Below are 22,238 nucleotides of genomic sequence, written 5' to 3'. Positions count from 1 at the left end.
AAGCTTCCGCTCATGCTGACAGTGGGCCTGACCGGTGGCATCGGCGCCGGCAAGAGCGAGGTGTCACGGCTGCTCGTCGAGCACGGAGCCGTGCTGATCGACGCGGACCGCATCGCGCGCGAGGTCGTGGCGCCCGGCACCGAAGGTCTCGCGGCCGTCGCCGAGGCCTTCGGCGACCAGGTGCTCGCCGAGGACGGCGGCCTGGACCGGCCGAGACTCGGCTCGATCGTCTTCGCCGACCCGGAGAAGCTGGCCCTGCTCAACTCGATCGTGCATCCCCTGGTGGGTGCCCGCTCCCGCGAGCTGGAGAACGCGGCGGCCGAGGACGCCGTCGTCGTCCACGACGTCCCCCTCCTCGCGGAGAACGGCCTCGCTCCGCTGTACGACCTCGTGGTCGTCGTCGACGCCGCCCCCGGGACCCAGCTCGACCGGCTGGTGCGGCTGCGGGGCATGAGCGAGGAGGACGCACGCGCGCGTATGGCCGCACAGGCGACCCGCGAGAAGCGCCTGGAGATCGCGGACATCGTCATCGACAACGACGTACCGCTCGAGTCGCTGCGGCAGCGCGTCCGCGAAGTGTGGGACGACCTGGTGCGCCGGGCGCACGCGCCGCGTGGGGACGCCTCGGTGCCGCCCCAGGAATAGCGGCCTCCGATCCGGGCGTTGAACCCCTCCAGTGAGGGAAGGACTTTGCCGTGCCCGAGACCAGCGGTTCCACCGGACGTACCCCGGAGACGCATGTCATCGACTTCCGTGCCGCCGAGCAGTTGCTCAACGCACGGGATCCGCGGGGCGCGGTGAAGCTGCTCGACGGGGTCATCGCCGCGCACCCGGAGAACACGGCCGCGCGGCTGCTGCGCGCGCGTGCGTTCTTCGCCGCCGCGCAACTGCGGCCGGCGGAGCTCGAATTCACCATCGTCCTGGAGCGCGAGCCGGACAACTCCTTCGCGCACTTCGCGCTCGCCCGCACCTATGAACGTCAGGGACGGCACGACCAGGCGAAGCGCCACTTCCGGCTGGCGGCCGCGCTGGACCCCAACCCGCAGTATCTGAAGGCGGCACGGTTCGATTCCTGACCGGTTCGGCGCCTGACCGGTTCGACGTCTGACCACCGGTCACGGATGGCGGTGCCGCGGCGGCCGGAACGGCGGGCGGCGCCGTGGCGCCCGGTAGGCCGGATGCTCCTCGGCCGGACGGTACGGAGGTACGTCCCGGCCCGGCTGGTAGTGCGGGCCCTGCCGGATGTGCCGGACGATCAAGGTCATGTCGACGGCGGCCACCAGCCACAGCACCCCGCAGGCAGCCGCCCACCCGGGGCGTCCGGTGAGCGTGAACGCCGCCATGCCGAAGATCGCCCAGGCCAGACCCCACACGCTCAGCCACAACCGCGCCCGCAGCGCACTGCGGGCGGTCGCCGGCTCACTGCCCGTACGCATCACTTTCACGCTCCTCCCTCTCACGTACCCTTCGACGAGGACGTTCACCCAAGGGGGACCGCACCGTGCTGCCGGACGCCGACGACCTGCCCGAGCTGCTTCTCGACCTCGCCGTACCGCACGAGGACATCAACGAACTGGTCGGACTGCGGAGCACGGTGACGGGTGACCCGGGTGTGCTGCGGCTTCTGGCGGAGTGCGTGGAGGAGCTGGTCCGGGACATCGGGGAGATCGGCAGGACGCCGGACATCGACGAGCGGATCGCCGCCGCTCCGGCCGCCCTGGCGCGGTACTTCGCCGTGTACGTCTTCCTCGCCGCGGTGCCGCACGCGCGCGCGTACCACCGCGAGCGCGGCATCACGGCCGATGTCTCCCGCCGCACCCTCGCCGACCTCGGCCGTAACCTCGCCGCCCACCGCAGACGGCACGGCACGGCCGGCGTGCAGTCCCCGCGCTGGCTGGCCCATCACTTCCGCGGTGAGCTGTACCAGCTGGGGCGGCTTCAGTTCGAGCGGGCGGCGCTCGGGCAGCGCACCGCACGGGGGCTGTCGGCGGCCGGGCTGCGGGCGGCGCCGGGCGGCCCCTGCCTCGCCGTCCACATACCCGACTTCCACGGCCCCTTGACCCCGGCGGCCTGCGACCGCTCCGTGGCGCTGGCGCGGAAGTTCTTCGCCCTGCACTTTCCCGAGGAGCCGTATGCGATCGCGGTCTGCCACTCCTGGCTGCTCGACCCGCAGCTGAGGCGGTACCTGCCCACGCAGTCCAACATCGTCCGCTTCCAGGAGCGGTTCCGTGTCCTCGCCCGCGAGGACACGGAACCGGCCGACCGGGAGCCCGTCCGGTTCGTCTTCGGCGACCCGGACCTGCCGGTGGGGGAGTTGCCGCGCCGGACCTCATTGGAACGGGCGGTCGGGGAACATCTGCGGGCCGGAGGGCACTGGTACCTCGGGGACGGCTGGTTCCCGTTGCAGGCCGAATAGCTCGAACGAGTGAACAAGCCTCGTGCGGGAACGGGCGTGCGGAGTCCGGCCGTTGTCCGGGCATGAAGGTTGAGAAGCGTGAGGGATACGACGGAACCGGCCCCGGTGCGATCACCCCGGACGGCTGCGCGGTCGAGTTGTACGCGCGGCTTCCGGTGCGCGACGAGCCCGACATCATCGCGGCGGCGGTTCCCGCGGGGGCGCACATCCTGGAACTCGGCAGCGGTGTGGGCCGGGTGACCCACCCGCTGCTGGCGCGCGGTTTCACGGTCACGGCGGTGGACGAGTCCGCCGAGATGCTGGAGCGCGTCCGCGGGGCGCGCACGATATGCAGCCCGATCGAGGACCTCGACCTGGGCGAGAAGTTCGACGTGGTGATGCTCGCGTCGTTCCTGGTCCACGCCGGGGACGTCGAGGTCCGCCGGGGACTGCTGCGCACCTGCGTCCGGCACGTGGCGGAGGGCGGCTGCGTGCTGATCCAGCGGGAAGGCGAGGACTACCACACCGACCTGCCGCGCGAGCGGGTCGACCCCGGCGGGTTCACGGTGCGGATGGTGTCGGCGGTGCCGGTCGGCGACGGGGTGAACTCGGTCCGCGCGGAGTATGTGTTCCCGGACGCGGTCTGGACCCAGACGTTCCGGGCACGCCCGCTGACCCGGGAGCAGTTCGAGGAGGCGCTGGCGGAGGCGGGACTGGAGGTGGACGAGTATCTGACCCCGGATGAGATGTGGGTGAGAGCGGTGCGGCGATGAGTTCTCGGTCCGGGGCGGGTCTACATCGGTGACAGCAACCGAGACCGCTTCACCCAGGAGAACCTCATGGCCGAGACCACCGCCACCGCCGCCGACCTCGCGGCCTCCGCCGACCCTGCCGCCGCCGCGCCGGCCCGCGGCCGCCGTGCCCAGGTCGCCCGTATCGCCCTGCGCTCGGTGCAGGTGCTGCTCGCCCTCTTCTACGGGATCGCGAGCGCGCTGCCCAAGCTGATCGCCCACCCGTCGGCCGTCGAGTCCTTCGACAAGATCGGCTGGGGCAGCGCGGGCATGTACACGATTGGTGCGCTGGAACTCGCCGGGGCCATGGCCCTGCTGGTCCCGGCACTCCAGTCACTGGCCGCGATGGCGCTGAGCGCGCTGATGGTGGGTGCCTTCATCGTCCAGCTCACCGCCTTCGACGGACAGTACGCCGCGACACCGCTGATCCTGATCGTGCCGCTGGCCCTGATCGCCTGGGCCCGGCGCGGACACAACGCGGAGCTGCTGCGGCTGCTGCGGCCGACCCGGTGACGAGCAGCGTGACGTCACTGACCCCCGGGACCCCCGGGACCCCCGGGACGCCCCCTGAGCCCGTTCAGCGCCCGCAGACGCTCCAGCTCGCGGCGGTCGCGCTTGGTGGGGCGGCCGGTGCCAGGGTCGCGGAGACCGGCGGGGGCCACGGCCTCCCGGGGCGGGGGCGGCGGCGAGTTGTCGATGTAGCACTGCTGGGCCACGGGGGCGCCGACCCGCTTGCGGATCAGGCGCTTGACGATCACGACTCGTTCCCGGCCCTCCTGCCGCAGACGCACCTCGTCGCCGACGCGCACGGAGTACGCGGGCTTGACGCGTTCGCCGTTCACATGGACATGTCCGCCACGGCAGGCGGTGGCCCCGAGGGAGCGGGTCTTGATCAGCCGGACGGCCCAGATCCAGCTGTCGATGCGCACGGTCTCACCGTTCGCGGGACCGGCCGCCTCGGCCGCGGCCACGGCGGCGGCGACCTTCGGGTCGACAGCGTCCTCCACGCGCGGGCCCGTGCCAGTGCCGTCGGTGCCACCGGCGCCGACGGTGTCGCGGGTGGTGTCCTCGTCCGCATCCTGGGAAGCCATGTTCCCGACCTTAGCTCGCGGGGGCGGGGGAACCGGACCCGATTTTCCTCCCGGAGGAACCGGTCCCGGCGCAGCCCCTACCGTGGAGGCATGGACACCAGCGGCCTGGCCCGGCTCGACCGGCGCGTCGCGGACTGCCGGGCCTGCCCTCGGCTGGTCGCCTGGCGGGAGGAGGTCGCCCGGACCAAGCGGGCCGCCTTCGCCGACTGGACGTACTGGGGACGGCCCGTGCCCGGCTTCGGGCCGCCCGACGCCCGGCTGCTGATCATCGGCCTCGCCCCCGCCGCGCACGGCGGCAACCGCACCGGCCGCATGTTCACCGGCGACCGCTCCGGGGACGTGCTGTACCAGGCTCTGTACGACGTGGGACTGGCCTCGCAGCCCACCTCCGTGCGCGCCGACGACGGGCTGGAGCTGTACGGCGTCCGCGTCACCTCGCCCGTGCACTGTGCCCCGCCCGCCAACAAGCCGACCCCCGGGGAGCGGGACACCTGCCGGCCCTGGCTGGTGCAGGAGCTGCGGCTGCTGCGGCCGACGCTGCGGGCCGCCGTGGTGCTCGGCGCCTTCGGCTGGCAGGCCGCGCTGCCCGCGTTCGCCGAGGCGGGCTGGAACGTCCCCCGCCCCCGGCCCGTCTTCGCCCACGGCACCCGCGTGGCGCTCGACGGCCTGGACGGCCCGGACAGCCTGGACCTTTTCGGCTGCTTCCACGTCAGCCAGCGCAACACCTTCACCGGCCGGCTCACCCCCGAGATGCTGCGCGAGGTGCTGCGCACGGCGGCGGACACGGCCGGGCTGTCGGACTGACCCGGCGACACCCGGTGACACCCGGTGATATCCGGCGTCACCCGGCGTCGGCGGCCTCGCCGAACAGGTGCCGCACCGTCGACCGGTAGTTGGCCTGGACGTGGCGGAGCGCGTGGGCGCGGGCGCGGTCCGGGTCGCCGGAGGCGATCGACTCGTACAACTCACGGTGTTCCATGAGCAGTTGAGGCCACTCCTCGTTCTGCCGGGTCAGCCAGCGCAGGCGGCCGTCGACCGGCTCCATGACCGAGATCAGCAGGCTGTTGCCCGCCAGGGCCCGGATGCGGTCGTGGAAACGGGTGTTGACGTCGGTGATGGCCTCGGCGTCCCCCGTCTCGGTGGCCGTGGCCGACTGGCCCAGCAGTTCGCGCAGTTCCGCCAGCGCCTGCGGGGTGGCCCGTGCCGCGGCGAGCCCGGCCGCGTACACCTCCAGGGCCTCGCGCAGTTCGAAGAGTTCCTTGACGTCGGTGGGGGTCAGCCGGCGTACGACCGTACGACGCGGGGTCTCGAAGAGGACGAAGCCCTCGGCGACCAGGGCCCGGATCGCCTCCCGGACCGGCACGCGCGAGACCCCGAAGCGCTCGGCCAGCTCACGCTCGACGAGCCGGTCGCCGGGGAGCAGGCGGCCCGCGATGATGTCCCGCCGCAGGTCGGCCAGGACGCGCTCGCGCACCGCGCCGATGGGTTCGATCTTCGCCATGGGGCCATCTTCGCCGACGCGAGAGGTCTTTTACCGGGCCGTAACAGGACGGATATCGGTCACAACCCTTGACGGCGGGACCATGGCACAGTTTGGTATACCAAACGGTCCGGCAGTCACCCCCTCAAGCAGTCCTCCTCCGTCCCCCGTCCATGGAGGCCCCCGTGTCCCTCGCCGACCGTGCCGAAGCCACCGGCACATCATCGTTCGTCCCCGACCCCCGGCTCACCAACGACGACCTCGCTCCAGCGCCCAACCGATCCTGGAAAGTCTTCGACCTCTTCGCCATGTGGATGTCCGACGTCCACAACCTCGGCAACTACACCTTCGCCGCCGGACTGCTCTTCCTGGGCATGAACGTCTGGCAGATCTTCACGTCGCTGCTCGCCGGCTTCGTGATCATCTACCTCGGAATGAACATGATGGGCCGCATCGGCCAGCGCACCGGCGTGCCCTTCCCGGTCGTCAGCCGGATCGCCTTCGGTGTCTGGGGTGCCAACATCCCCGCGCTGATCAGGGCCGTCATCGCCATCATGTGGTACGGCATCCAGACCTATCTGGCGTCCGTCGCCGTCAACGTGATGCTGCTGGCGGCCTGGCCGGGCCTGAAGTCGTGGACGCACAGTTCCTTCCTCGGCCTGGACGCGCTCGGCTGGGTCTCCTTCGTGGCGCTGTGGATCGTCCAGGCCCTGATCATCAGCCGGGGCATGGAGTCGGTGCGGAAGTTCCAGGACTTCTGCGGTCCCGCCATCTGGGTCGTGATGATCGCGCTCGCGGTCTGGATCCTCGCCAAGGCCGACTGGACCATCGCGCTCACCAGCACCCCGCACCCGGTGTCCACGGGCGAGCAGTGGCGCCAGTGGTTCGGCGCGGTCGGCCTGGTCCTGGCCACCTACGGCACCCTGATGCTCAACTTCTGCGACTTCTCGCGCTTCGCGCCCGACTACAAGACCGTCAAGCGGGGCAACTTCTGGGGCCTGCCGGTCAACTCCACGGCCTTCGTGATCGTGTCGGTGATCGTCACGGCCGGCGCGTACGAGGTGTTCGGCAGGGAGATCACCGACCCGGCCTACCTCGTCGCCGAGATCGGCAACAAGTGGGTGCTGGTGTTCGGTGCGCTGACCTTCGCCGTGGCCACCATGGGCGTCAACATCGTCGCCAACTTCGTCTCCCCGGCGTACGACCTGGCCAACGTCTGGCCGCAGAAGATCAGCTTCAAGGTCGGCGGCATGATCAGCACGGTGGCCGCGCTGGTGGTGACCCCGTGGAACCTGTTCTCCAATCCCACGGTCGTGAACTACTTCCTCGGTGGTCTCGGCGCCTTCCTGGGCCCGCTGTTCGGCGTGATCATGGTCGACTACTACTGGGTGAAGCGCGGCCGGGTGGACGTCGACGCACTCTTCGACGCCGCTCCGGACTCCCGCTACCACTACCGCAAGGGCGTCAACCCCAAGGCGCTGTGGGCGTTCCTGCCGTCGGCGGCGGTCGCGGCCGTGCTGGCGCTGGTGAAGGCCTTCACCGATGTGGCGCCGTACTCCTGGTTCATCGGCACGGCCCTGGCCGCCGGGCTGTACGCGGCACTGTGCCGGAGCGAGCGCAGCACTGACGAGCGCAGCACTGACGTGCACAGCACTGACGAGCGCAGCACTGACGTGCACAGCACTGACGTGCACAGCACCGAGGAGGTCTGACAGACGTGCGGATCGTCGTCACCAACTGCAACACCACGCAGGAGATGACCGAGGAGATCGTGCAAGGTGCCCGGGCCGCCGCAGGCCCGGGCACCACCGTGACCGGACTGACCCCCACCTGGGGGCCCGAGTCCGCGGAGGGCTGGCTCGACAGCTACCTGTCCGCCGCGGCCGTCCTCGACGCGCTCAGGACGTACGAGGGCCCGCCCTACGACGCCGTGGTCCTGGCCGGCTTCGGCGAACACGGCCGGGAAGGCGTACGGGAGCTGGTGGACGTACCGGTCGTCGACATCACGGAGGCCGCGGCCCACCTGGCGTGTCTCCTGGGGCGGCGGTACGGCGTCGTCACCACCCTCGAACGCTCGTGCGGGCAGATCCAGGACAGCCTGGAGACCGCCGGGGTGGCGCGCAACTGCGCGGCGGTCGTCGGCACAGGGCTGGGTGTCCTCCACCTCGGCGACGACGACGAACGCACGGAGACCGCCTTCCTGGCGGCGGCCGAGCGGGCGCGCGAGGCCGGGGCGGAGGTACTGGTGCTCGGCTGTGCCGGGATGACGGGCTTGCAGCGGGCGGTGGGGGAGAAGCTGGGGCTACCGGTCGTCGACGGGGTCGGGGCGGCGGTGAAACTGGCCGAGTCGCTGGTGTCGCTGGGGCTCACGACGAGCCGGACGGGAACTTACGAGAAGCCGCTCCCCAAGCGGAGACTGTGGGGCCGCCCGTCCGGCTGATCACGGCCGCCACACATACCGAACGTCCGGCTCCCGCTCCTCGTTCCCGCTGCCGTCCGTGAACTCCACGGCGACGAACCCGTGCCGCTCGTAGAACCGGCGGGCGGGCTCGTTGACCTGGAAGGTCCACAGGGTGAGCCCCTGCGGGCAGCGCTCCTTGGCCAGCGCGACGAACCGGTCCCCGACACTCCGCCCACGCCAGTCCGGATCGAGGTAGAGCTGTGCCAGCGACTCCCCCTGGAGCACCATCACCCCGACGACCGCGCCCGCCGCCTCGGCCACCCAGGCCTCCCGCAGCGGAACCAGCACGTCCCGGAAGTACCGGCGCACCTCGTCATCGGAACGCGGCCGGACGACCGTGGGCAGCGCGGCGGCGAAGGACCGCAGCCAGACATCGGCCGCCGCGGCGGCGTCGGCATCGACCGCCCGACGCAGGAGGCTTGCCTCCCCGGCGTTCACTCGGGCACGACCGCGGTCGCCGTGATCTCCACCAGCTGCCCGGTGTACCCCAGGCACGCCACCCCGATCAGCGTCGACGAATGCGGCCCCGCACTGAGCCCGGAGGCCTCCACCACCTCCCACACGGCGGACAGCACCGACGGTTCACCGCTCACCACGTACACGTCCGTCGACACGACATGAGCCAGGTCGCTTCCCACCGCGGCCAGTTGCTCACGCAGATTGCCGATCACCCGCTCCGCCTGCCGCACGGGATCCCCCGGCCCGACGACCTCCCCCTCCTCGTCCAGCGGCACCGACCCGGCCAGAAACGCGAGCTTCGTGCCGGCTTCGACGACGGTGGCGTGCGAGTAGGTGGGGGGCGGGAAGAGACCGGGGGCGGTGACGCGCCGGATCATGGGCGGGACTCCTGGGTTCGGATGGCGGACAACCATCCGATCATCCGAACCACGACCCTTCGCCGCATCCCAATTTCCAGGCGGTATTTCTAGGCGGTGAGCAGCGGTTCGAGGAAACGGCTGGGCGTACCGTGCCAGAAGACGGCGAGCGCGTCGCGCGAGCGGGTCGTGGCGACGAACAGGAGGGAGCGCGCACGCTGGAGCTCCCGCCGGTACCGCAGGGGGTCGGAGCGCCGCATCTGGGTGACCGCGTCCCGGGGCACCAGGCCCTCGCTCACCCCGGCGATGATCATCCGCTGGTACTCCAGCCCCTTGAACCGGAACATCGTCCCGATGTGCACCCCCTCGTCGCCGCGGGGCCCGTCCGGGCCGATCTCGACCGCTCGGACCTCCGACCGGGCCAGCGTCACCGCGACCTCCTGCGCCATCGCGTTGGTGGGGACGCAGATGGCGATCTGCTCCAGGGGGATGTCGGACCACTCCGACACCAGCTGGGCGATGGCGTCGCGCTCGGACTCCCAGTCGGGGCTCGGGTGCAGGGTGGGGCGCCCGCCGCTGAGCACGGAGCGGTATCCGGCCAGGGACTCCTCGCTGCCGTCGAGGTCGTCGAACGACTCGCCCTCCAGCACTCCGAGCGCGGAGCCGAGGATCTGCCGCGTGGTGCGGTAGCTGAGGGTGAGCTTGGCGGACCGGCCGCGGATGTTGACGCCGAGGCTGCCCAGGGTGACCTGGTTGTTGTAGATCCGCTGGTGCGTGTCACCGACGAGGAAGAGGTCGTTGCGGTCGCGCGCCACCATGGCGCGCAGCATCTTCCAGTGTCCCGGCCGCAGGTCCTGGGCCTCGTCCACCACGATGTGCCGGTAGCGGTGGCGCAGCCATCCCGCCGAGCCGTCCTGGAGGTGGATGTTGTCGAGGCCACCGGCCTCCGCACGCTGCCGTTCCACGCTCTCGATCCGCTGCTCGCGCTCCATCTCCAGACGTGCCGCCCGCTCGGCCACCTGGGCCCACGTCTGGCGGCCGAGGCGGTCCAGCCGTTGCGTGAACTTCTCGGCCAGCTGCCAGATCTCCGCGCGTTCGGCTCGCGCGATGTTGCGGCCCCGCCCGGCCCGACGGGCCCGGAAGTACTCGGTGCGGGAGGCCACCGCCTGGCCGAGGACGACCTGGGTCCACTCGTCGTGCAGGAACTCGGCGTCCCAGGTGGTCTCGCCGAGTTCGTCGAGCATGGCGCGCCACTCGCGCAGCACCTGGTTGTCGTCGATGGTCTGCTTGGCGCTGCCGGGCTCGGCCTCCCGCACCACGCGCAGGGCCAGCTGGTCGACGTGGCTGATGTCCACCCGGGACACCAGCTCCTCGCCGCCCAGTTCCATCAGACGGGCGCGCAGATCGGCGGCCAGGTTCTTGTTGTACGTCGTGAGCAGCACCGGCTTGTTGCGCCCCGGCGGAAGCTGCTCGACCAGGTGCCTGACCCGGTGCAGGGCGACGATGGTCTTTCCCGTGCCGGGGCCGCCGCCCACGCGGGCGGGGCCGGAGTAGTCGCGCTCCACGAGCTTGGCCTGGGTGGGGTGCAGGAAGACCTTCCACCGCCCGAAGTCCTCGCCCTCCAGTGCCTCGCGCAGGGCCTCGTCGGTGGTCGTGACCATGGTGGCCGGGCGCTCGGCGGCGGTCCGGAAGTCCTCGGTGTCGACCGGTTCGGGTGCGGCGACCGGGGCCGTCACCTGCTCCAGGACCTCGTCGTAGCTTTTGCCGTCGACTAGCGAGAGCAGGATCTCGCCGGTGAGCTGGGGAGCGTACTCGACGAGACCGAGCAGTTGGTCCTCGGTGGTGAGGGTCCGCACGACGGGGACCAGCGGCTCCGCCACACCGAGGTCGATGAGCTGCTCGTCCGTGACGTGCGCGAACAGCGGCCGGGGCGCCACCGGTTCGGGCCGGGCCGGAGCGGTGGCCGGAGCGGTGGGCGGAGCGGGCGCGACGCGGCGCAGCACACTCTCCTCGACCACCTGGAGGTCGACGTACTCGATGGCACCGGTGACCTGGTTGATGCCGTAGGAGAGCCGGTCGAGGTTCTCGTAGACCTCCTTGCGGTGCTTGACCGAGACGATCAGCCAGTCGTCGTCGGCGAGCCGCAGCAGCAGGGCGCGGTACTCGTCGTTGACGCGGGCGGACCAGAGCCTGCTGTCCCCTTTAAGCTGCTTCAGCTGCTTCAGCTGGAGCCCGGTGGCCTGCGGGTTGGTCTTGAACTTGTGCTGGAAGTCGTAGAGGGCGCCCTTGACCGCCCGGGGGAGTCTCAGGATCTCCTTGTCGGCTTTGTCGAGCAGACGCAGCGTCACACTCGTGGTGTTCATCGGTGGGGCTCCCCCTGGTTCGTTCCGTCGTCCTGCTGATCAAGTCGGTGGGCCAGCTCCTCCGCCGTCCACTCACTCGCCGGCCGCACCTCCCAGCCGGCCGCCGCGAAGGCCCGGTCCTGGTCCTCGGCCTCGTAGTCGGGCTCCCCGCCGATGGGACGGTGCGGGCGCACCACGCCGATCTTCCGGTCGGGCCAGGCGAGTTCGGCCATCCAGCCGTGGTCGTCCAGCTCGTGTCCGTCGACCGGGACGGATATGCCCCGCGTGGCGAGGGAGACCGCGAGGAGCTGGAGTTCGGGCTGGTCCGGGTCAAGGCGTTCGAGGACCCCGTCCCAGCCGGAGCCCTGGGGGGCGGCCGCCCTGGCCTCCTTCTCGGCCTTCTCCCCGACCGCGGCCCCGGTGCCGGCGACCACGCCCAGATCGATACGCGTCGACGCCAGCCACCCCGAGCCCCCCGTCACGGCGAGCGCCTCAGGAGCGAAGTCGGCGAGCCGGCCGGTGGTCAGCTGCGCGCTGTCACCGCCGCCGTGCTCCAGGAACTGAAGCAGATTGCTCCAGTACAGCCATGCGCGCCAGCGCCGCTTGTGTGCCTCGGTGTCGGCGACGGCGGCCGGGCTGTCGTCCAGGAGGGTGAGAGCCGTCCACGCCGGTGGTTTCTGCCTGCCGTCCGCGACCGCGACCAGTCGGCAGCCCGACCGGTCCACAGCCGACAGGACACGCAGCGGCCCACCCGGACCGGTCAACGGCTCGCCCCGCAGCGCGGCGTCGAGCCGCGCGCCCACGGCCTCCGCCGGCACGGCCGCCGCCTGGGGACGAGCCCCGGTGAGCCCGGCGACGGCCGCCTCCGCACGGGCCAGCCACCCATCGGCGTCCGGCGCGCGCAGATACGCGAGCAGCATGTCGGCGGGATTGATCCATACGCTGTCGGCGAGCTCGCCGGGCAGCCGGCCCCGCACCTTCGCGTAGTAGTCGCGGGCCTGGCGCTGCCCCTGCTCGTCATAGGGCCGCCACACCGGATCCGCCGGACCGGCGGCCGCGTAGCCGGTGTCACGGATCCGGGTCTGCCAGTCCTTGACGTCGAAGTACGTGAGCTGGAAGACGCGCAGACCGTCCGCGCGCAGCCCGGTGCGCTTGACGGCGTCCTCGCCGACCCGGTTGTGCCGTGCCGAGGCGTGGAACTCGTACCCGTCGAGGTACAGCGCCAGACGGGGACCGGGCGCGTCGAGCCGCTCGAAGAGGACGTCCGGGCGTGTCCTTCCGTCCAGGACCCGCTGCTGGGACACCCGCCAGCTCAGCGTCGCCCCGGACGGGTTCGTCAGCCTCAGATCGAGGGAGTACGTCCCCGCCGTGGTCGTGTAGGCGTCGGCACTGGCCTGGGCGGCGGGCTGTGCCGCCCACTCCTTGAGCGTGTCGATGAACATGACCTCGAGGTCGCTCTCGGCCTGCCGCTCCAGGGGAATGGTGTGGGTGGCCGCGACAGGCGAGGTCTTCCACGCCTCGCCGCCCTTGCCGAGCAGTTCGTCCAGCATCTGGCGCACTTCGTTCCGGCTCACCCGGTCGTAGTCGGTGGCCGGGACCCGGCGTAGCAGGCAGCGGTGGCAGCCGTCCAGGCCCTTGGCGAGGCAGGGACAGTTCTCGATGGTCTCCCTGGCCTTGAGCAGCACCTCGCGGAAGCCCTCGGCGGAGGCGAGGCGGTGCAGGTAGCCGGTGCCGCCCGGCAGCCGGTCGTACACCACGAGGAAGCGCCGCGGCCAGTCGGCCTCGACCCCGTCCGGCATGGAGGCCGCGGCGATGTCGATGTGGTCCGGGTCCCCGCCGTACCGGGCGGCTATGCCCACGAACAGCGCCGCGGTGAACGAGGCCAGCCGCTCCTTGGCGCGGGCGACGGATGCGGGCAGCAGGATGCGCACGGCCTCGGTGACCAGTTCGTGGGCGAGCAGCAGCGGGATGTCCTCGCCCTTGCCCTGCCCCTCACCGGCCGACCGCGTCTTGCGGCGCGGGCACCACAGCAGATGGTGTGCCGCGGCCCTGGTGGACGCGGCCAGCGACTCGGTGAGGGCGTTGTGGGGCTGGTCCACGACCGGGCGGCCGTCGGCGGTCGCACCGCCGCAACTGGTGCAGACATAGAAGGGGTTGAGGCGTACGTCGTCACCGGCGACCGGCACGGTGCTGCTGCCGTCCTGCCGGTCCGGGCCCAGGTTGAGGGTCCTGATGACGGCGCGCCGGGTGAAGTCGACGCCGAACACGGCGGTGTCGTGCCGCCAGGAGCCGGGCACGAGGTGCGCCGGGTCGATGTCGACGGTCGTCAGCATGGCGTACCGGCGCCGGTCCCGCTCGTCCTTGTCGTCCCGGACGCGGGCGTCGTCCCGCTTGTCGCGGGCGATCACCCTCCGGGGTTCGAGTACGTGCTGCACGCACCCCGCGTCGGCGATCTCCCGGCCGCCGCAGCGCGGGCAGGGGGAGGTGTCCGCCTTGGCGTTCTCCGTACGCGTGTAACCGCAGGCCGGACACAGCCGCCACACGGCCCAGGCCCGCCGTTCCGGGCTGCCGATGTCGAGGGCGCGGACGATGTGCCGGTAGCCGTTGACGTAGAAGCTGTTGCCGGGGGCCAGTTCGGTCAGCGCGAGCCGGCGTGACCGCTCGTAGTCGCGCACCTCGCTGCGGTAGGTCTTCTTGCGGCCCGCCGCCTCACCGTCGCCGCCGGTCTCCTGTTCGGCTTCCTGTTCGGTCCAGTAGAGGGTGGCCTCCAACTGTGTGGTGGTGTCGGTGAGGCTGTAGTTCGGCAGCAGCCCCAGGTCGACGAGGGCGCCGTGCGCGCCGGCCTGGCTCAGTTCCCGCAGCAGGTCACCGGTGCTGCGGCGCTCGGCCAGCAACTCCCGGTGCTCCCGCTCCTGTTCGGGGTCGGAGCGGACGAGCCCGTCCATGGCCGTGTCGATGGCGGTGATCCGGCGCCGCAGTTCCTCGCGTCGGGCAGTCCAGTCCTCCTCGGCCTCCTGGAGGGCGCGGACGATGCCGCCGGTCGCGTACGCCCGCAGGTCGTCGGCGGCGTGCCCGGTGATCCCGGTGCCCTCCGGTCCGGCGGGCGGGAAGAGGCCGAGGAAGTCCTCCACCAGGGCGGCACCGTGCGTGAGGGCCGCGTCCGCGAGGTCCTGGCACCAGCCCGTGGTGCCGAAGAGCGCGGACACCAGCCGGGGCGCGGGCTGGAGCCGTTCGCCGTCGGCCGTCGTGAGCGCTCCCCGGGCGGCCAGGTCCAGCAGGTGCGCCGTGTACTGGCGGCGCAGGATCTCCACCGCCGAGAGGTAGCAGCCCGGCGGGACGATGTCGCCGGCGATCATCTCGCCCGGTTCGTCCAGGTAGTACAGGTCCCGTGCGCGCCGCCCGCCGAAGGCGACCACCAGGGCGTTGCCGGTCCGGCGCCCGGCGCGGCCCGCCCGCTGCACGTAGTTGGCGGGGCCCTTGGGCAGCGAGCCGAGGAGCACGGCCGACAGGTCGCCGATGTCGATGCCGAGTTCGAGCGTGGGCGTGCAGGAGAGCACGTTGGGGTCGGTGTAGTGGGTGCCGTCGCGGAAGGCCCGCTCGACGCGCTCGCGCTGCGGCCGGGTCAGCATGCCCGTGTGCTCGGCGGTGACCACGCGGAAGGTGCCGCCGGTCAGGTACAGCCGCCGGTAGTAGTCGTTCCGGTAGTCGCGTTCACGGGAGCCGCCGAAGCTCCCGGCGGTGCTGGTGACGCTCATCGTGACGTCGTCCTGCGGCGGCCTCAGCACGCCCTTGCACCGGTAGCGGGGGCACGGGTGCCCGTACCAGCGGGTCTTGCGCTCGGGCGGTACGACCTGTTCCCAGCCGCAGTCCGGGCAGCTCACGAAGGCCTTGTCGACGACCGCGTCGGCGAGCAGCCGCACCTCGACGTGTCCCGGCTGGAGTCCGTACACCCTGGTCGTGCGGTCCTGTGCCGTACGCACGGCGAGGACGTGTTCCTCCGCGAGTACGGGCAGCAGCCGCCGCAGGTACTCGTTGGCGCCCGCGGTGTCCAGGCCGAGGCAGCGCCGGGTCCAGTCCTGGTACCAGCCGAGCCGGCCGGTGGCCGCGTCGAAGACCGACCTCTCCTTGGGGGTGTCCAGCAGGAACCGGGGCGCGGCCACTCCGTCGGGAAACGCGGGCATGCCGTCGGGCCGCCCGCCCCACACCTTGAACCGGGTGACGCCGCCGTCCCGCATCCACGGCTCCAGCCACCGGTGCCGTACCCCGCCGCGCAGCCTGATCCGCTCCAGCAACCCGCGTACGAAGGCCAGATAGCGGTCCGGCGTGGGCAGCCCGCCCACTGCCAGCAGCTGACCCGGCAGCGTCAGATGCACGTCCCGGGCCAGCAGGGCGATCCGCTCGGGATCGTGCAGCGCGACCTCGGCCGCCACCGTCCGGGTCAGCTCCAGCGTGCGCCCCTGACGCGACCGCAGGCCGAACTCCATCACGGTGGCGAACGCCAGCCGCTCACCGATGAGTTTCCAGGTACGGGCATCCCCCGTGCCACGCCCGGACAGCAGCCGGTCCACGCCCGGCTCGTCGTGCAGGTCGGGCGGGACGACGGCGGCCAGGGTCTCGGGATCGTCGACGGCGTCCAGCACGTTGCCGATCAGGTCGTTGACCGCCACGGGCTTCGGGGAGTCGGCGAGGGCGTGGGCGAGCAGCGACCGCAGCGAGAACTTGTAGGAGGCGTTGGCCACGTACCCCGCGCGGTGCGCGGCGTCCTGCGTGGAGTCGTTGAACAGCAGCGTCTTGCGCTCCTCCGGTACGAGCGCGATGTCCCCGCCGGTGAACAGCTGCGTGACGGTCGCCGAGGCGAGCGCCGCCAGCGACGTACCGAGGAAGCGGATGCCGTTGTCGGTGTTGCAGGCCGGGCAGCGGTCGTCGACGGCCGCCCGGTCGGCCGACTTCCTGTCGGTGACGGCCAGCGCGAACCAGCCGTCCTGGAGTTCCTCGCGGTCGGCGGGCACCGGCAGGCGGTAGGTGCCCTGCGCGCCGTCCAGGACGACGACGGAGAGCGGGTCGACACCGCCGCGGCCCGCCGACGGCCGGGTGCCGGTCAGCGCGCCGAGCGCCTCGTCCCGTTCGGCGGGGGTCGCCGCGATGAAGTACCGGATGCGCCGCTTGTCGCGCCCCACGCCCGCGCGCCACACCCGGTCCTGCGCCATCACGAGCCGCTGCGGATCGGCCTCCGGGGACAGCGCCGCCCATCCGGACCGGCCGCAGTTGCGGCAGTAGACGGCGGGCAGGTGCACGGCGGCGGGCCGGGCCGCCGTATCGGCGCCCGGCTGCGGCTCGGCCCGCCGGGCGTCGCCGGACGGCCACCCGCCCGAGGACCGCTCCCCGTCCTCGCCGTCGGTCGCGGCGGGCGCGGCGGCGAGCGCGGCACGGCGGGCGGCGGTGCGGTCGTCCTCGTACCAGCGGAACTCGGGGTTCGGTCCCACGCCCCGCAGCACCCGCGTGACGGGCCGTACCCACAGATGGGCCTCGATGTGCAGCAGCGGACGCGGCCGTTTCTCGTCGGAGTCCGGATCCCGGGCGGTGGACAGCAGGGCCACGAACCGGGCGAGCGCCTGGAGTGCCAGCCGGGGGTTCTCCCGCGCGGTCCGCGCCCACGCGTACCCGAACCGGCTCATCCTGTCCCGCAGTTCCCACTCGCTGAGCGGCTCACCGTCCAGCAGCGACAGCACGCCGTGCGTGAAGTCGTGCCGCTTCAGCAGCCTGCCCAGCTGGAAGACGTCGAGCCCGCGCCGCCCGAGCAGCCGTTCCGCGAGCCCGTCGAGATCGAGCAGGTCCGGCCGGGCCTCGACCCCCGGACCGCCGGAGTACTCGATGACCTCCTTCGGGGAGGGCGGCTCGGGCAGTTCGTAGTCGACCTCGCCGGTGAACTGCCCCGCCGACATCCGCTCCTCGCCGATCACCGCGTCCGCGGCGAAGGGCATGCCGAAGACCTGGCCGGCCACGTCGAGGATGCCGCCCTCCTGTCCGTCAGGGGAACCGGAGGAGTTCTCGCCCAGGGTCGCGGAGGTGGCCACCGGACAGATGCCGCCGAGCGGTCGCCCCGGCCGGCTCTTCCCGGTGGCCTTCGCCAGCCGGCGCAGCAGCATCGCCACGTCCGTGCCCTGCGCGCCGTCGTACGTGTGGAACTCGTCGAGCACCACGTACGTGATGTCGGCCCCCTCCCACAGCGGCCGGTCCTCGCCGCGCTGCAACAGCAGGTCGAGCATCTTGTAGTTGGTGACGAGCACGTCCGGCGGCGAGGCCCGCATCTCCTCGCGCCGGGTCATCACCCGCCGGAAGTCGGTGTCGGGCCGGTCGCCGATGTACAGACCCGCGGTGACCTGAGCCAGCTCCGGCTGCGACAGGTACTCACCGATACGGCCCGCCTGGTCGGTGGCGAGGGCGTTCATGGGATACAGCAGCACGGCCTTGACGCCGCGCCGCCCGTCGGCCTTCTGCCGTCGGCAGTGGTCGAGGACGGGCACGAGGAAGGACTCCGTCTTGCCGGACCCCGTCCCGGTCGTGATCAGCGTCGGGCGCGCGGGCCCGTGCAGTGTGCTGAGCCGCTCCCACGCCTTCGCCTGATGCCGGTACGGCGGAAAGCCGGGCGTCCACTCCAGATGCCGCCGCCAGCCGTCGTCCGCCGTGTGGAAGGGCGTGCGGATCCGCAGATACGGCCCGCGGAAGATCCCCGTCTCGGGGTGGCTGAGGAACCGCTCCAGGGCGGAGCGGGTGACCGAGTCGGTCAGGGCGTAGGTCGTCGTGAGGTACTGCGTCAGACTGCCGCGCACCTGCGCGGCGGCCAGGGTGGGCCGCACGACGAACTCCTTCGTCCCAGGTCGGTGTACGGGTCAACCGTATAGCGGAGGTAGGACGGCGCGTGCCGGTTCACCGGGTAGGCGGTTCATCACAAAACGATCACCAAACGTTCACCCCTCTTTTATGTGGCGCCTACATGTACTTACCGTACGTCCCGCTGAAAGATCCTCAGGGGGGACGAGATGAACAACCCGTGGTACAAGCGCAAGCGCGTGTGGGTGGCCGCTGTGGCCGTGTTCGGCCTGGGTGCCATGGGCGGCACCCAGAGCGCGCAGGACGAGCTGGACGCGGCGAAGGCCGCCGCCGCCAAGCCCCGGCCGACCGTCACGGTGACGGCCACGGCGACCGTGACCGACGTACCGAAGGTCGCGCCCGCGCCCACGGTCACCAAGACGAAGACGGTGAAGAAGCCCGGCCCGACCGTCACGGTCACGAAGGCCGCGCACAGCGTCTCCGGAACCAGTCACAGCGGCACCACCAGCAGCAACACCAGCAGCGACAGCGGGAGCGGCAGCAGCGACACCGGCACCTGCTCGATCACCTCCAACGCGGGCAACTGCTACTCGGCGGGCCAGTTCTGCCGCAACAGCGACCACTACGCCACGACGACGAACGCCGCCGGTACGAGCATCAGGTGCAGCTACAGCTCGGGCGCGTGGCGCTGGACGTACGCCTGAGCACGGGACTTCGCTAGCCGCGCTTCGAACCGACATGGGCGAGGCGGAACGTCGTCCGCTCGGGCACCAGCCGGAAGTGCAGCCGCCCCTTGCCCGGCGTCATGCGTCCGTGCAGGCCGGGACATGGGTCGTACGGTGCCGTGATCCCGTCCGACGACTCCTCCGCCTCCGGATCGGGCAGCCCCAGCTCGACACCGGTCCCGCGCCCGTCGGCACCGACCTCGACCCTGAGCGCCCCGCTGCCCTCGGCATCGTCCTGGTAGCGGCTGAACAGCGACTGCTGCTCCCGTGCCGTCCTGCGGCTCCCGGTGCTGTCCTCCAGCGACATGTGCCCTCGCGTCCCGTTTCGTAGCCGGAACGACTCCGTGGTACGTCGGGTTCGATTCTGCCTGATCGCCTCCGCGGCGGACTTCGTCCCAACAGGTCACGCCCTGGTGCTCGTACGGCTACGCTGCGTCGGTACAGGGGGTACCAGGGGGTAGCGGGATGAGTGAGCAGTCGGCCTCGCAGGTGGTGTCCTACGAGGTGGAGGACGGGACGCGGGTCCGCTTCGAGATCGAGCCGACCGACGAGTGGTACCAGGTCGGCACCGACGGGCACGCGGGGCGGATCCGGGACGCGGTGGCGCCGGCGGTGGCGGGCGCGCGGGCGGTGCTGGAGCAGGTGAGGGCCCTTCAGCCGGGGCAGGTCGAGGTGAAGTTCGGGGTGAAGGTGACGGGCACGGCCAACTGGCTGATCGCCCGCGCCGCGACCGAGGCGAACTTCGAGATCACCCTGACCTGGCCGGGGGCGGCGGCGGACGTGCCGTGAGCACGTCGGACGGCAGCCCGCGGCCCGGTTCGGACACGTGGGTCGCGGCCATCCACACGTCCCCCGACGACAACAGCCCCATCGGTTCGGGGTTCCTCATCGACGGCCGGCGGGTGCTGACCTGCGCCCACGTCGTGTTCGAAGGCCGACGGGAGAGACCCGAACTGTGGGTGGCCTTCCCCATGATGCGCGGCGCGGGCTATCCGCGGGTGCGGGTACGGCAGGTGGAGGCGCCGCCCGACCGGAAGGACCACGAGGACGTGGCCGTGCTGCTCCTGGAGCAGCCGATGGCGGAAGGGTACGCGGCGCGGCTGCGGCTGCCGGATCCCGCCGATCTGGTGCGTCACCGGTGGTGGGCGTTCGGGTTCCCCGACGGAGTGCTGGGCAGCTCCTCCCACGGTGCGGTCGGGGAGGTGCTCAGCTACGGCTGGATCCGCCTGGACACCGGCTCGCGCCATCCGGTGAAGCCCGGCTACAGCGGGGGCGCCCTGTGGTCGGCCGACTACCAGGCCGTGGTCGGGATGGTCGCCCAGGCCCAGGGCAACAGCGGTGACGCCCGCGCGATCAGCCTGCGGACCATCGACGACTGCCTTCCCGACCAGAAGATCCACCTGCTGGCCGACTGGTCGGCGGAAGCGGCCGGGGAAGGGGCGCTGGCCGCGTGGGGATGGAGCCTGGAGAGGGACCCCGAGGCCGGCCGGCACTGGCGTCCACGCGCCCGTGGCGTGCACACCGACAGCGAGCGGGGTTTCCGCTTCCGGGGCCGCACCGCCGCCCTGACCGAGATCCGCGACTGGCTGACGGGCGTGACCCCGCACGGGCGGGTGCTGGTCGTGACCGGCTCGCCGGGGGTGGGGAAGTCAGCTGTCCTCGGGCGTATCGTGACGACCTCGGACCCGGCCGTCGTCAGCTCCCTCCCGCCCGGTGACGACACGGTGCGCGCGGTGGAACGGTCGGTGGCCTGCGCCGTGCACGCCAAGGGCAAGACCGCTCTGGAAGTGGCCACGGAGATCGCGCGGGCCGCCTCCGCGCGCCTGCCCGTGGAGGTGACCGATCTCCTCCCGGACCTCACGAGCGCACTGGAGCGCACCCGCCGTGGCGGCTTCACCGTGGTCATCGACGCCCTCGACGAGGCCGTGGGCGGCCAGCACGCCCGCCAGGTCATCCGCCACATCGCCCGCCCCCTCGCCGAGGACCTCCACCACCTCGGGGTACGCGTGGTCGTCGGCACGCGCCGGCAGGACGACACGGGCCCCTTGCTGGAGGCGTTCGGCACCCCCCGCGTCATCGACCTCGACACCCCGCGCTACTTCACCCAGTCCGACCTGGCCGCCTACGCCCTGGCCACCCTCCAGCTCCAGGGCGCCGAACGCCCCGGCAACCCCTACGACAGCGCCGAAGTCGCCGAGCCCGTCGCCGAGAGGATCGCGCGGCTCGCCGACCGTAACTTCCTCGTCGCCGGCCTCGTCGCACGGGCCCGCGGCATGCACGACCGGCAACCGGTCGACATCGAAGCACTCCACTTCACCCCGACCGTCGACGCCGCCCTGAGCCACTACCTCACCCTGCTGCCGCACATCGAAGGCGTCCCGGCCGCCGCCCTGATGACCGCCCTCGCCTACGCCGAAGCCCCCGGCATGCCCGTCAGCCTGTGGCAGGCCACCATCGCCGCCCTCGGCCACTCCGCGCCCACTACCGAGGGCCTCAAGGCCTTCGCCCGGTCGTCCGCCGCCAACTTCCTCGTCGAGACCAGCACTTCCGACCTGCCCGCCCCCGTCTACCGGCTCTTCCACCAAGCCCTCAACGACGCTCTCGTCCGCCATCGCGACCCCGTCGCCGACGAGAAGGCCATCACCCGCGCACTCCTGCGCACCGGCCGCGAAGCCGGCTGGGAGCACGCCCCCGCCTACCTCCTGCGCTCCCTGCCCGACCACGCCCAACGAGGCCACGCCGTCGACGACCTGCTCGCCGACGACACCTACCCCCTCCACGCCGACCTGCGCCGCCTCATCCCGGCGGCGGCGGCCGCCACCACACGGCCGGCGATACAACGCGCCCGGCTGCTGCGCATCACGCCCCGCGCCATCGACGCCCCTCCCACCGAACGCGCGGCCCTCTACAGCGTCAACGAGGCCCTGTACGGCCTCGGCAGCACCTACAGCGACCCCGCGTACCGCGCGCCCTACCGGGTCCGGTGGGCGGCCACCCGGCACGGCATCGAGGAAACGGTCCTCGAAGGGCATACCGACTTGGTCGACGGGTTGTGCGCGGTGGGCTCCGCTGACGGCCGTACGCTCCTGGCCTCCGCCTCGCTCGACCGCACGGTCCGGTTGTGGGATCCGGCCACCGGTACCGAGGAGCGCGTGCTCGCGGGCCACAGCGGCCCGGTCTTGGCGTTGTGCGCGGTGGGGCTCGCCGATGGGCGTACGCTCCTGGCCTCCGCCTCGCTCGACCGCACGGTCCGGTTGTGGGATCCGGCCACCGGTACCGAGGAGCGCGTGCTCGCGGGCCACAGCGG

At 71.9% G+C, this 22,238-nt stretch carries 19 protein-coding genes; 11 read left to right on the top strand and 8 right to left on the bottom strand.

What is annotated here, in order from left to right; genetic code table 11:
• Positions 1 to 12 precede the first annotated feature (12 nt).
• Together coaE and ABZ915_RS32980 are read left to right on the top strand one after the other, a co-directional pair.
• Complete coding sequence (gene coaE, locus ABZ915_RS32985; protein WP_361810835.1) at positions 13 to 645, top strand: dephospho-CoA kinase; 633 nt, start codon at positions 13 to 15, stop codon at positions 643 to 645.
• A 50-nt stretch (positions 646 to 695) separates the two neighbouring features.
• A complete protein-coding gene (locus ABZ915_RS32980) occupies positions 696 to 1,076 on the top strand; it encodes a tetratricopeptide repeat protein (RefSeq protein WP_361810833.1) in 381 nt (126 codons plus the stop codon).
• A gap of 39 nt (positions 1,077 to 1,115) precedes the next feature.
• Here the strand turns inward: ABZ915_RS32980 and ABZ915_RS32975 are convergent, their stop codons facing one another.
• The gene (locus ABZ915_RS32975) at positions 1,116 to 1,436 is read right to left on the bottom strand and encodes a DUF6343 family protein (RefSeq protein WP_361810831.1); all 321 of its coding nucleotides are present in this window, start codon (positions 1,434 to 1,436) and stop codon (positions 1,116 to 1,118) included.
• A 65-nt stretch (positions 1,437 to 1,501) separates the two neighbouring features.
• Between ABZ915_RS32975 and ABZ915_RS32970 the strand changes: the two genes are divergently transcribed.
• The 3 genes from ABZ915_RS32970 to ABZ915_RS32960 all read left to right on the top strand — a co-directional run bounded on the left by ABZ915_RS32970 (position 1,502) and on the right by ABZ915_RS32960 (position 3,699).
• Entirely contained in the window at positions 1,502 to 2,416 is a 915-nt protein-coding gene (locus tag ABZ915_RS32970; protein ID WP_361810829.1) for an acyltransferase domain-containing protein, read from the top strand.
• Between the two features lie 62 nt (positions 2,417 to 2,478).
• Positions 2,479 to 3,168 carry a class I SAM-dependent methyltransferase gene (locus tag ABZ915_RS32965; protein ID WP_361810827.1) on the top strand — a complete coding sequence of 230 codons (690 nt, stop codon included), beginning with the start codon at positions 2,479 to 2,481 and terminating at the stop codon, positions 3,166 to 3,168.
• Between the two features lie 66 nt (positions 3,169 to 3,234).
• The gene (locus ABZ915_RS32960) at positions 3,235 to 3,699 is read left to right on the top strand and encodes a DoxX family protein (protein WP_361810825.1); all 465 of its coding nucleotides are present in this window, start codon (positions 3,235 to 3,237) and stop codon (positions 3,697 to 3,699) included.
• A 14-nt stretch (positions 3,700 to 3,713) separates the two neighbouring features.
• Here ABZ915_RS32960 and ABZ915_RS32955 read toward each other — a convergent pair whose 3' ends face one another.
• Entirely contained in the window at positions 3,714 to 4,277 is a 564-nt protein-coding gene (locus ABZ915_RS32955; RefSeq protein ID WP_361810823.1) for an RNA-binding S4 domain-containing protein, read from the bottom strand.
• A gap of 90 nt (positions 4,278 to 4,367) precedes the next feature.
• Here ABZ915_RS32955 and ABZ915_RS32950 point away from each other — a divergent pair, with 90 nt between their 5' ends.
• The gene (locus ABZ915_RS32950) at positions 4,368 to 5,081 is read left to right on the top strand and encodes a uracil-DNA glycosylase (RefSeq protein WP_361810821.1); all 714 of its coding nucleotides are present in this window, start codon (positions 4,368 to 4,370) and stop codon (positions 5,079 to 5,081) included.
• A gap of 37 nt (positions 5,082 to 5,118) precedes the next feature.
• Here ABZ915_RS32950 and ABZ915_RS32945 read toward each other — a convergent pair whose 3' ends face one another.
• Entirely contained in the window at positions 5,119 to 5,778 is a 660-nt protein-coding gene (locus ABZ915_RS32945; RefSeq protein WP_361810819.1) for a GntR family transcriptional regulator, read from the bottom strand.
• Positions 5,779 to 5,942: 164 nt separating this feature from the next.
• Between ABZ915_RS32945 and ABZ915_RS32940 the strand changes: the two genes are divergently transcribed.
• Both ABZ915_RS32940 and ABZ915_RS32935 read left to right on the top strand, forming a co-directional pair.
• The gene (locus tag ABZ915_RS32940; protein WP_361810817.1) at positions 5,943 to 7,469 is read left to right on the top strand and encodes an NCS1 family nucleobase:cation symporter-1; all 1,527 of its coding nucleotides are present in this window, start codon (positions 5,943 to 5,945) and stop codon (positions 7,467 to 7,469) included.
• A 5-nt stretch (positions 7,470 to 7,474) separates the two neighbouring features.
• Positions 7,475 to 8,197, top strand: a complete 723-nt coding sequence (locus tag ABZ915_RS32935; RefSeq protein WP_361810815.1) for an aspartate/glutamate racemase family protein — start codon at positions 7,475 to 7,477, stop codon at positions 8,195 to 8,197.
• Here ABZ915_RS32935 and ABZ915_RS32930 read toward each other — a convergent pair whose 3' ends face one another.
• The 4 genes from ABZ915_RS32930 to ABZ915_RS32915 all read right to left on the bottom strand — a co-directional run bounded on the left by ABZ915_RS32930 (position 8,198) and on the right by ABZ915_RS32915 (position 18,232).
• On the bottom strand, positions 8,198 to 8,656 hold the full coding sequence (locus tag ABZ915_RS32930) for a GNAT family N-acetyltransferase (protein WP_361810813.1): 459 nt from the start codon (positions 8,654 to 8,656) through the stop codon (positions 8,198 to 8,200). It lies immediately after the preceding gene.
• A complete protein-coding gene (locus ABZ915_RS32925; RefSeq protein WP_361810811.1) occupies positions 8,653 to 9,054 on the bottom strand; it encodes a RidA family protein in 402 nt (133 codons plus the stop codon). Before ABZ915_RS32925 ends, ABZ915_RS32930 begins: the two co-directional genes overlap by 4 nt.
• An 89-nt stretch (positions 9,055 to 9,143) precedes the next feature.
• The gene (locus ABZ915_RS32920) at positions 9,144 to 11,396 is read right to left on the bottom strand and encodes a UvrD-helicase domain-containing protein (protein WP_361810809.1); all 2,253 of its coding nucleotides are present in this window, start codon (positions 11,394 to 11,396) and stop codon (positions 9,144 to 9,146) included.
• Positions 11,393 to 18,232, bottom strand: coding sequence for a DEAD/DEAH box helicase (locus ABZ915_RS32915; RefSeq protein ID WP_361810807.1), 6,840 nt, complete (start codon positions 18,230 to 18,232; stop codon positions 11,393 to 11,395). The genes ABZ915_RS32920 and ABZ915_RS32915 overlap by 4 nt, the downstream gene beginning before the upstream one ends.
• Before the next feature lie 183 nt (positions 18,233 to 18,415).
• Between ABZ915_RS32915 and ABZ915_RS32910 the strand changes: the two genes are divergently transcribed.
• Positions 18,416 to 18,910 (top strand): hypothetical protein, encoded by a 495-nt coding sequence (locus ABZ915_RS32910; RefSeq protein WP_361810805.1) that lies wholly within the window; start codon positions 18,416 to 18,418, stop codon positions 18,908 to 18,910.
• A 13-nt stretch (positions 18,911 to 18,923) separates the two neighbouring features.
• On the opposite strand, the gene ABZ915_RS32905 is transcribed toward ABZ915_RS32910, so the two are convergent.
• Positions 18,924 to 19,238: a hypothetical protein gene (locus ABZ915_RS32905; RefSeq protein ID WP_361810803.1), complete on the bottom strand. Its 315-nt coding sequence runs from the start codon at positions 19,236 to 19,238 to the stop codon at positions 18,924 to 18,926.
• Positions 19,239 to 19,396: 158 nt separating this feature from the next.
• Between ABZ915_RS32905 and ABZ915_RS32900 the strand changes: the two genes are divergently transcribed.
• Positions 19,397 to 19,720, top strand: a complete 324-nt coding sequence (locus ABZ915_RS32900; protein WP_361810801.1) for a CU044_2847 family protein — start codon at positions 19,397 to 19,399, stop codon at positions 19,718 to 19,720.
• Positions 19,717 to 22,238 (top strand): trypsin-like peptidase domain-containing protein (locus tag ABZ915_RS32895; RefSeq protein WP_361810799.1); only part of this gene is annotated, 2,522 nt, incomplete at its 3' end. The genes ABZ915_RS32900 and ABZ915_RS32895, both read left to right, overlap by 4 nt.

The sequence above is a fragment of the Streptomyces sp. NPDC046915 genome (assembly GCF_040644935.1).
Lineage (GTDB): Bacteria > Actinomycetota > Actinomycetes > Streptomycetales > Streptomycetaceae > Streptomyces.
Note: the sequence above shows the minus strand (reverse complement) of the source record. Positions and strands in the feature narration are given on the sequence as shown.